Here is an 8,664-nt window from a genome sequence, read left to right on the forward strand (position 1 = left end):
GTCCGAGTCGCCATGCTGATCCGCCGTGCCATCCATCCCCCGAACTGGGACAGCGAACCTTCACCATCCCATCGGGAGCATCAACACTATCGGTAACATTTTGCTTGAGGCAATGCGGGGGTCAATTCTTCGCTTCGCTTGACAGGGTTGTCGGGAAGCTCGCCGTGCCGAGAACACAGTCGCGATGATCGACGACCGCCGCGACATGCAAGTCTTTATGGGTATCGACGCCGCCAATGACGTGAGTTTCTGCTGCGTGGTCCATCATCCGATCATCCTTTCCTGCAATGCGTGAACATTCTTTGCTCGCAAGGATGCAGGGACAGGACAGTCATGGGACCGGATGGTCATGCCCTTCTTGGGTCACGGCAGCACCTGCGAGACAAGGCCTCGCCGCAGGGCGTTCTCGGATGATCGACAGGTCCAGGGAAAGACACATATCGGGTCGATCGGAATGAGGGTCAGATCACACCAAGAGGCCATGCGGCACCAACCCAGCGAATGGTCAATCGGTGTTAGAGTCAAACCACCCGAGAACTGGCGCCAATCATATGACTGTCCGAATGGTGGAGCAGTGCATCCGGCTTGCCTCTGCGCCAGATGGCCATGATCAGCGCATCTGTGACGAGCTGGGCCGTCATGTTGGCATTCATCGACCAGCCGACGACACGGCGCGAGAACAGGTCGATGACGGCAGCCACATACAGCCAGCCCTCAGCCGTCCATAGATAAGTAAAATCGGCCACCCACTTCTGGTTCGGTCTTGCTGCGGCGAACTGTCGGTCCAGCACATTCGGCATGATGACCGGGCGCTCACCGTCGTCTTTCGGCAAGCCCCGCCTTCTCGGTCTTGCTCTCAATGCATTGTCGCGCATGAGACGCTCGACGCGATGCAGACCACACGAAAAGCCTTCCGCGAGTAGGTCATGCCAGACACGTCGCGCGCCGTAGGTACGGTCGCTGTCCTTGAAGCTGTCCTTGATCTTGTCGAGCAGAGCCTCGTCATACCGGGCATGCTGGCTTGGAGACCGATGTAACCAGGCATGAAATCCGGAACGCGATACACCCAGCGCTTCGCAGAGCCATGCCACCGGCCAGATCGAACGGTGCTTTGCAATGAACGCGAACTTCATATCACGTCCTTCGCAAAGTAGGCGGCGGCCTTTTTTAAGATGTCGCGCTCTGCCTTCAGCTTGGCGACTTCTTTCCGAAGCCTCTCGATCTCAAGCTGCTCGGGCTTCATCTGGCCCTGACCAGGAAACGCCTGTGCCGGGTCGGAACCGTATTCCCTGACCCACTTGCGCAGGACATTCTCATGAACATCCAGATCGCGGGATGCCTGCGCAACGCTGACCCCACGCTCTCGCACCAACTTCACTGCCTCAAGCTTGTACTCGCGGCTGAACTTCCTTCGTTGCATTCATGCGCTCCAGTTTCATTGGAAACACCTTAACTCGGTGTCCACGAAACCGGCAGCAGGCCAGTCCCCACTTATTCCTGCTCTTCACAGCTCGTTCCACTTCCCTGACATTGAATAGGCATCCCGATGGAATTTGTCGTAACCGGTGTTCCGCTCCCACGTTGTCCGATGTCGGCTGATCTGTGATCGACATTCCATGGATGTCGACGTGGACAATGTCCTTGTAACCGCCAATGCGAAAATGATGAAGCCACTTGTAATCAGGTCCGTATCTGTAGCCATTTGTCGAAAGCGCACTCCACGCCGGAGTTGGATCAAGCGCATGCATCGCCAAACGGAGTTCGTCCCACTTTGTGTCGTTCATGACCCGGTTGAGCATAACGCTACCTTTCCAGCGAGCTGAGGTAGTGTCGTCCGCGACATCAACTACAGGAAGCTCGGGATCAAACTGTCGCTATCTGCGTCGATACAAGGAAATTTGAGACGCCACAATGACTGCAATTGGCGTTTCTGCGTCACCGGGCAGTCATAGGTCTCGCTTGAATGCCCAGTCTGCTGCCAGACATTCGAAGGTCTCGTCACGCAGATAGAACAGGAAATGTCTACTGCCCCCGCTTGCCACCGAAACCGACGTCCAGTCTTCTGGCAGGTACCGAGCTTCATCGTTACCGACAAGCTCGTAAAATTCGCCCCATCCAGGAGCAGCTTTGCCATACCGGCACTGCCCGAGATACCAACCCTCATCATTGACGTTGCCTAATCGCCACGCCTCGCAGCCCATAAACGTCAGCGTACCAGTTTCCCCTTGAGCCGCCCGATAGGCGTAGGGATTGAGCAGGAACTGAAGTCCCAGGACTGTTCCGTCCAATGTTACCTTCGGCGCTGGAACATTAGGATGCGCATTCCAGCCGACGTTTAACTTCAAAAATACCAAGTCAGGCACACTACCTCCGGAGAACTGGGCTAAGGGAAACGCGCCTGATTATGCAGTAGGGTTGATTCGATGTCTCCTGTTGGCCGATACTGTTGAAAAACTCCGGGGAATGATGGCGAATACGACTTCCGACACGTGCTGCTGGAATACAATTTCGTCAATGACCACGGTGCGGAACTGGTTTGTACGATCTGGCAGAATTCCTTGGTTTGACGCAACTCCATTTCGGTCAGCAAACGCCAAAATACCCGCCAAAGAGTTTTTCAACGGTATCGGCCCCAAGTTGCCGCCCGCCTCTGTGTTTAGGGCGCTCCAAATCAAAGGCGATCCGAGTCAGAGGCTCCCCCCAAAACTGCTAAGCCCGCAGGCGTTTAATTCACTCTGCCAAAGCCCAGAAGAAGAGAAGAAAAAAGAAGTCCTGATGTATGATAATCAGCGACAGGAAGGCTCTCTTCATCCGCAACCTATAGCAATCGATATTGCTTCGAGTCCACGACGGTTTTGCCTGCACGAAGTGGGCGGCAGAGAGATCACTGGCGGACAGATGCGGGGGCCCGAGTATGGTCCTTACAGCCGAGGGAAATTCTGAGATGGTTCAATACACTGGCGAGGAAGCGCTTCGCCATGCCCGAAAACTCACGAAGACTAGCCACGATTCCGCTCATTGGGTCACAGAATATATCGACCCCCACTCTGGGAAGCGTTGGGGGCTCGACTACCCCCAATCAGAGCTCAACGGAGGTGGCCCGCCACGGCTCCGTAAATTACCTTCAAGGAGAGTTAGGGGGCGGGTGGACAGCTTTCTGGCCCATAACTCCCCTTGTTCTCGATCTAGCCATTGCATACGCTGGGGTGAACAGGGGGCAAGCCGTGGATCAAGATCAAGTCGAGGTGTGCCGTCGTTCAATGTCATTCAGCGCCGCTGATCCGTTCTCCAAGGTGGGCATTTCCGAAGGCACACTGCAGGGAGAGCAGCCTCTAAATGGCTTGAGGCATCCGCCGGAGAATGGAACCTGCGGTTGGTACATCTGGAGCGGTCCAGAGTTTTTTCTTGATGACGACGAGTTCTTCAAGCGATGCACGTGTCTCATCTATCACAGCGTTGCCTGGCCGTCTTACCCTATCTGGGGCTTCCTCCTGGGTGGCGGTTCTTGATCGCACCGAACTACGAAGATGTGTGGTTCGACCCAAGCTTACTGGACGTTTAGCAATACGGCTGCCTTATTGAGCAGTGCCGCCCGCCTTTGTGACTCGGGTGCTGTTCCGCCTTCGGGCCAAAGCGGACTCCGGCTGTAGCTGACTGCTATCGCAACGTCGGTTGTTGGCCCGGATAAAGTCGTTGCTCGCATCAATCGACGATGTTGTTGAGTAGCATCTAGACCGCAGTCCCTAAATCGTCTCCGGATTGGTACCGGTCAACAACACCATACTGAGACCATGATGATCGGACGAAACCCTCTTCGAAATGGTCGTAGAAGATAACCTTGTTGCCCATCAAGGCGACCACCCAGCAGAGACCGTAGCCGGGCACCTCCCATTCTTCAGGCAGTCGCTTGATCATCTCCCAAAGCTTGCGCTGTCCGAAGGACATTAGGCTCCAGCTATCATTTATTCGGTCCCACAGTTTTTCTTCGGGAAACGACACTATGTCCTCGCGCGTCTGCCGTCTTGTTGGCGATCTGAATGTTAGATGGCAGAGGTCGCTACCGCAATGACCACTCCTGGCGGATATCGTTGAAAAACTCGCTGGATTGGCCGCGCCTTTATTCTCTCAGGTCGTTCGGACGTCGGATGGCGGGCTGTCGATCCCCGCGCAGCGGCGCAAGGCATCATCTCCGCCGCCGTCAGGCGGCGAGAGCGCCTTGCGGCTGTCGCAGTGGCCTGAGCTTGGCCAGCCTCCGCAAGTTCTGAGCGGTTGCTGCAAACAGGAATTCGTCTCGCGCACCGCATGGACCTCGCAGTCTCAGGCGCGCCATCCGGAGAATGCGCTTGAGGTGAGCAAAGAGCATCTCCACCTTCTTACGGCGATGCCGTGACTGCTCGTATTCAGGTGTGGTGGCAATCACTCTCGCGACGTCCCGGGCATCCTCGTTGATCACGCGGCACCTTGCGCATGGCATTTTCGGGCAGCAGCGCGGCTTGAGTTCGCAGGCATCGCAGTCGCCTTTCCTGGCCCTGTAGAGGCGCGTGCCGTCGGCGGTAATGCCCGATCTCGGCGTTTCGTAAGTCCGGTGGAATTGCTTCGATTCCTTGCCGGCCGGGCAGATGTAGCGGTCGTTCTCGGCCTCCCAGGTGATCTTCCACTCTCTGGATCATCGTCCGGGACGCACCAACCTCGGCCTGACGACTGGCACCGGTAGCCTCCACATCGAGGATGACGCCGTGGTCGGTGTCGATCAGGTAGTTTGTAGCATAGGCGAAGAAGGCATGGCCTTTATGGGATCCGGTCCACTGAGCCGCCGGATCGGAGGGCGAGATGAACTTCGGCGTCACGGACGATGCCGCGCCAAACGCTGCATCATCGAGCACCGACAGATATTCCCGAACCGACCGGCTGGCGTCGTCCTTGACCTCCCACTCCGCGCCGGCACCGAACGTTGCTTGTGGGCGTCGGCGGCGATCAGACTGGCATCGACGGCGAACCCTTCGGCACCAACCAATCCCTGAGCAAGGCAACGCTCCACTACCGTTTCGAACATATGGCGCGAGATGTCGCTTTGGCAGGCTTGCCCAGTTGCGGCCATCCGATCCCCAGTCTAACCTTGCTGCAATACCCCCCGATAACCTTTGAGGAAGCAATGGAAGTCGATATCATGTGCGAGGGAAAGGTCATTGGGCACGCGAACCTTGATCCAATTGATCCGCCGATGGGCGTAGCCGGAGGACGGTTCGTTCCTGCTCCAGAATATGCCCCGCGCCTCCATGCATACGTAATCGATGGCGACGATAACAAGCTTGGCGAGAGCGCTGAGCTTTCGGCACGGTCCGATTCCTATGGCATGCTCCCATGTGCGGGCGTCGCCATCGAAGACTTCAATGAAACCCTTCACGAGGTAAATGTAACGGTTCTAGGTATGCCATATCCCGAATATGAAACTGCCTTCTCGGAACACGCTCTTTTCAAGGCCTACTGGCGCACGGATGAGTAGTCGAGTTGTTCAACGCCATCGGCCCCTAACCGGACATCAGGAAGCCATCTGGTATGGCGCAAGTCTCCATAATTTTTTCAAACAACTTATGACCAGCGACCCCATTCCAGAATACCTACTAGCTCAGCGGTTGCGAAATCGCTGCATCGACGTGTTGGAACTTCTTGCGGACGGCAACGAGACCGTCCGGCAGTTTGGTTCTGCAGGATACTTCAACTGGTTTTTCGATTGGTTTCCCGATGAAGACGCTTATGATCCCCCGTCGGCAATGTCCCAAGATGAAGTAGAGGTCGCTACAGCGGTGCTAGCCCTAATGCGCGAGGCGTGCGATGCCACTTCGCTGCTCGTGACTGAAGATGAGCTTATTGCAACAGGCTGGCCAAGCCGTATTCAACAGTTTGCACAAAATGCGCTGGAAGTGTTCATGACCCGAGGTCGGGGCGTTGAGGATTAACAGCTTTGTCCATCATTGCAGTTTAAATGTCCGCTTGTGGCGGAAGGCGGCAGTCGGCCCATTGCGGACCGATTCAACATCATTCATGTTTGCGAAGAAAATCCACGGGTGCTTGGATTAGATATGGATTTAGAGAGCGGCGAGCTAATCGCGGAAGTCATCGATCCTGTATCCGGTTCCCGTGTCGTTTTTGAGGACGATGGTCGAGTCGCCTATGCATATCTTCTATCCTCTGAGGGAGAAATCACCTCCGATGTCTGGCTCTACAACCGTTCCCCTACACCCAAGAAGGCTACTTGGCACGACCGAAAGGCCGCCCCATTCCTGAATCCTGCCGAATTCGTACGTACTGATATCGCGTTTGCTCTCCCGGAACACCCCGCCGATATCATGGTGGTCTGGGATGTGATTGAGAAACCTAACGTCTCCCTTTGCATCCATATCCATGAAGAGCTAGTCGGGATACTTGCTACCGGATCAAAACCGGGCTGGAGTCTGCTTGCCGCGAATGATGGGCCTCTTGCCAGAAAGTTTCCACGGAAATCGTAGCTTCGATAGCTCGACCGGTACGTCCACAAATGGCGCGAAGCGGAAGACGCCTATCGGCCGATACTGTTGAAAAACTCCGGGGAATGATGGCGAACGCGATTTCCGCCACGTGCTGCTGGAATACAAATTCGTCAATGACCCCGTTGCGGAACTGGTTTGTACGATCTGGCAGAATTCCTTGGTTTGACGCAATTCCATTTCGGTCAGCAATCGCCAAAATACCCGCCACAGAGTTTTTCAACGGTATCGGCCCATTGCAGCCAATCCTATGTCTTGTAACAGTACCTCTTGAGTTCAGACAGACGGCGGGGAATTCCTTTGAAGTACGAGATAGCGATATGCTCAGATACTGCATATGAAGAGCTGGTTGCCGAACTCCGTTTCGGAAGCGGTGAGTTGGTTGTGATCAGCCAGGAGCGCAGTCGCGACCAGTTTGAGGTGAGCATCTATTCACCATTCAAGGGCACAGATGAGTTGGTTGAGCGGCCAAATTTGGTTGATCTTGACGACTTGGTTGGTGCCATTGCTGAGGCCAAAGAACGCTTGAGGCTGCTAGACGTGCCACGCTACTAGAGGCGTCTTGCGGCTGCTCACGGCGCTTCTGTGTGTGCTATGACGCCTCTCGGACCTTTGCGGACTTCTCAGGACCCGCTAAACGTACGGCTGGAACAGCGAGGGCGCGATGGTCAGAGGCAGAAGGCAGAATCGAGGCGATATCGTTAGGATCGACATTGGTAATGGAACGCATTTCTACGCAATAGCTCTAACACATCCGCTCTTCGCCTTTCTCGACGGTGTTTTCGAACGTGAAGAACCGGTTCAAGACGTGCGAGATCGAGCGGTTCTCTTTAAGCTATGTGTGATGGACAATGCTGCAAAGTCCGGGCGATGGCCAATCGTCGGAAAGGTTGACCTACCCACAGTGTCCGCCTTGGACGGCGCGGTGTTTTTCAAGCAAGATCGGATTTCAGGCAAATTATCAGCGTATGATGCCATCGCGAATGCCGAGTCCCCGCTCAGCTTTGAAGAGGCAGATCGCCTAGAATGCGCTGCTGTTTGGAGCCCAGAGCATGTCGAAGACAGACTTCGAGATCATCTGAACGGCGTTTCGAACAAGTGGTGGGCATCAATGCGGCCGCGCCCGCTTGCCACCTTTGGCCCGCATCGCCCTGTTGCCGCTGACCCATCAGATAGAGGCATACACGTCAGAAATTGTTAGATTGGAGAAACACATGGTCCGCGAAACCCGGCAGGATGCGACATTGAGCCGGCTGACTTCAATTCCAGGTGTGGGTCCAATCACTGCCAGCTCTATTGCGGCCGTTGTACCCGACCCACAGGCCTTCAAGTCTGGTCGTCATTTTGCGGCTTGGATAGGCCTGACCCCAAAATCAAATTCCACAGGTGGGAAAACCAGATTGGGAAGAATCTCAAAAATGGGAAACCCGGTCTTACGATCTCTTTTGGTTGTGGGGGCGTCCGCCGTTATCCAGCACGCACGTCGAGGCGCAAAGGTCTCAGCCTGGCTGTCTGAGTTGCTGAGGCGCAGGACATATAAGGTCGCCGCCATTGCGCTGGCCAACAAGATGGCGCGCATTGTTTTGGCTCTTCTAGTGAGAGGGGGGCAATTCCACAGCACCGCGAACGAAACAATGGCGGCCTAGGACCGAATGCAAATCGCTTGTCGTCGCTGACAAGCTGAAGTCCAAGGTGCAAGATCAATGATGACCCCGAGGAAAGACATCCGGATTGGATCAAGACCGTGATTCCCAACGTGCTTCGAGCTCGCTGATTTGTTTAGGTCACTCCAGTCGCGAACGTCATCAAGGCCAGTAACCCAATGCTGCACGAAAAGGCCGGACATATGGGCGCACCAGCCCCCGGAATATCAACGATTGAACACCTTGACCGCAGAGCCGTTCCACATATGGGAATCCACTTTGTCAACAGAGCCTAGCACTACTTTGGCAGATTAATTCTCGGTTAACGATGATGGGCCATCTTTGGCATTCCAACAGGGGTGCGAAGGATGTATCCGTCCGAGCGAGACCGCCTGTGAATATTGAGTAAAACAGTTCAGACCCTGTCCTTATTCCCATGCATAAGGACAGTTGGACGGATGGAGATTTTGGGAGGAGACAGCGGGTCTCGGGTGAGC

General features: G+C 55.2%; 11 protein-coding genes and 4 pseudogenes. 9 read left to right on the forward strand and 6 right to left on the reverse strand.

Going from position 1 to position 8,664, the window contains the following annotated elements; all coding sequences use genetic code 11:
* Positions 1 to 145: 145 nt before the first annotated feature.
* The 4 genes and pseudogenes from C5L12_RS27030 to C5L12_RS27045 all read right to left on the reverse strand — a co-directional run.
* Positions 146 to 268, reverse strand: a pseudogene (locus C5L12_RS27030) (IS110 family transposase); the annotation flags it as partial.
* A 289-nt stretch (positions 269 to 557) separates the two neighbouring features.
* Positions 558 to 1,420 (reverse strand): annotated as a pseudogene (locus C5L12_RS27035) (IS3 family transposase); the annotation flags it as partial.
* The gene (locus C5L12_RS29155) at positions 1,383 to 1,799 is read right to left on the reverse strand and encodes a DUF6678 family protein (RefSeq protein WP_342588647.1); all 417 of its coding nucleotides are present in this window, start codon (positions 1,797 to 1,799) and stop codon (positions 1,383 to 1,385) included. The pseudogene C5L12_RS27035 and the gene C5L12_RS29155, both read right to left, overlap by 38 nt.
* Before the next feature lie 147 nt (positions 1,800 to 1,946).
* The gene (locus C5L12_RS27045; protein WP_105375089.1) at positions 1,947 to 2,363 is read right to left on the reverse strand and encodes a hypothetical protein; all 417 of its coding nucleotides are present in this window, start codon (positions 2,361 to 2,363) and stop codon (positions 1,947 to 1,949) included.
* A gap of 70 nt (positions 2,364 to 2,433) precedes the next feature.
* Between C5L12_RS27045 and C5L12_RS28270 the strand changes: the two genes are divergently transcribed.
* From C5L12_RS28270 to C5L12_RS29300, 3 genes and pseudogenes are all read left to right on the forward strand, one after another.
* Positions 2,434 to 2,943 (forward strand): hypothetical protein, encoded by a 510-nt coding sequence (locus C5L12_RS28270; protein WP_157949128.1) that lies wholly within the window; start codon positions 2,434 to 2,436, stop codon positions 2,941 to 2,943.
* A gap of 1 nt (position 2,944) precedes the next feature.
* A complete protein-coding gene (locus C5L12_RS29295; RefSeq protein ID WP_157949129.1) occupies positions 2,945 to 3,280 on the forward strand; it encodes an Imm27 family immunity protein in 336 nt (111 codons plus the stop codon).
* Positions 3,246 to 3,562: pseudogene (locus C5L12_RS29300) on the forward strand (immunity protein Imm33 domain-containing protein). The gene C5L12_RS29295 and the pseudogene C5L12_RS29300 overlap by 35 nt, the downstream one beginning before the upstream one ends.
* A 167-nt stretch (positions 3,563 to 3,729) precedes the next feature.
* Here C5L12_RS29300 and C5L12_RS27055 read toward each other — a convergent pair.
* Both C5L12_RS27055 and C5L12_RS27060 read right to left on the reverse strand, forming a co-directional pair.
* Positions 3,730 to 3,945 carry a hypothetical protein gene (locus C5L12_RS27055; protein ID WP_157949130.1) on the reverse strand — a complete coding sequence of 72 codons (216 nt, stop codon included), beginning with the start codon at positions 3,943 to 3,945 and terminating at the stop codon, positions 3,730 to 3,732.
* Positions 3,946 to 4,198: 253 nt separating this feature from the next.
* Positions 4,199 to 5,086, reverse strand: a pseudogene (locus C5L12_RS27060) (transposase); the annotation flags it as partial.
* Between the two features lie 66 nt (positions 5,087 to 5,152).
* Between C5L12_RS27060 and C5L12_RS29305 the strand changes: the two are divergent.
* The 6 genes from C5L12_RS29305 to C5L12_RS27090 all read left to right on the forward strand — a co-directional run bounded on the left by C5L12_RS29305 (position 5,153) and on the right by C5L12_RS27090 (position 8,170).
* On the forward strand, positions 5,153 to 5,503 hold the full coding sequence (locus C5L12_RS29305) for a hypothetical protein (RefSeq protein ID WP_105375092.1): 351 nt from the start codon (positions 5,153 to 5,155) through the stop codon (positions 5,501 to 5,503).
* The gene (locus C5L12_RS27070) at positions 5,496 to 5,957 is read left to right on the forward strand and encodes a hypothetical protein (protein WP_157949131.1); all 462 of its coding nucleotides are present in this window, start codon (positions 5,496 to 5,498) and stop codon (positions 5,955 to 5,957) included. Before C5L12_RS29305 ends, C5L12_RS27070 begins: the two co-directional genes overlap by 8 nt.
* Before the next feature lie 123 nt (positions 5,958 to 6,080).
* Complete coding sequence (locus tag C5L12_RS27075; RefSeq protein ID WP_105375094.1) at positions 6,081 to 6,506, forward strand: hypothetical protein; 426 nt, start codon at positions 6,081 to 6,083, stop codon at positions 6,504 to 6,506.
* A gap of 318 nt (positions 6,507 to 6,824) precedes the next feature.
* On the forward strand, positions 6,825 to 7,079 hold the full coding sequence (locus tag C5L12_RS27080; RefSeq protein WP_105375095.1) for a hypothetical protein: 255 nt from the start codon (positions 6,825 to 6,827) through the stop codon (positions 7,077 to 7,079).
* A gap of 109 nt (positions 7,080 to 7,188) precedes the next feature.
* A complete protein-coding gene (locus C5L12_RS27085) occupies positions 7,189 to 7,725 on the forward strand; it encodes an Imm26 family immunity protein (protein WP_245423058.1) in 537 nt (178 codons plus the stop codon).
* Positions 7,679 to 8,170 (forward strand): IS110 family RNA-guided transposase, encoded by a 492-nt coding sequence (locus C5L12_RS27090; RefSeq protein WP_245423059.1) that lies wholly within the window; start codon positions 7,679 to 7,681, stop codon positions 8,168 to 8,170. The genes C5L12_RS27085 and C5L12_RS27090 overlap by 47 nt, the downstream gene beginning before the upstream one ends.
* The last annotated feature ends 494 nt before the right edge of the window (positions 8,171 to 8,664 follow it).

The sequence above is a fragment of the Neorhizobium huautlense genome, from assembly GCF_002968575.1.
In the GTDB taxonomy this organism is placed as follows: Bacteria; Pseudomonadota; Alphaproteobacteria; order Rhizobiales; family Rhizobiaceae; genus Neorhizobium; species Neorhizobium huautlense.

Excerpts from the sequence above, each read along its gene's own strand:
- C5L12_RS29155 (WP_342588647.1), bottom strand. The coding sequence starts at position 1,799 with ATGCTCAACCGGGTCATGAACGACACAAAGTGGGACGAACTCCGTTTG.
- C5L12_RS27070 (WP_157949131.1), top strand. The coding sequence starts at position 5,496 with ATGAGTAGTCGAGTTGTTCAACGCCATCGGCCCCTAACCGGACATCAG.
- C5L12_RS27055 (WP_157949130.1), bottom strand. The coding sequence starts at position 3,945 with ATGTCCTTCGGACAGCGCAAGCTTTGGGAGATGATCAAGCGACTGCCT.
- C5L12_RS29305 (WP_105375092.1), top strand. The coding sequence starts at position 5,153 with ATGGAAGTCGATATCATGTGCGAGGGAAAGGTCATTGGGCACGCGAAC.
- C5L12_RS29295 (WP_157949129.1), top strand. The coding sequence starts at position 2,945 with ATGGTTCAATACACTGGCGAGGAAGCGCTTCGCCATGCCCGAAAACTC.
- C5L12_RS27075 (WP_105375094.1), top strand. The coding sequence starts at position 6,081 with ATGGATTTAGAGAGCGGCGAGCTAATCGCGGAAGTCATCGATCCTGTA.
- C5L12_RS27085 (WP_245423058.1), top strand. The coding sequence starts at position 7,189 with ATGGTCAGAGGCAGAAGGCAGAATCGAGGCGATATCGTTAGGATCGAC.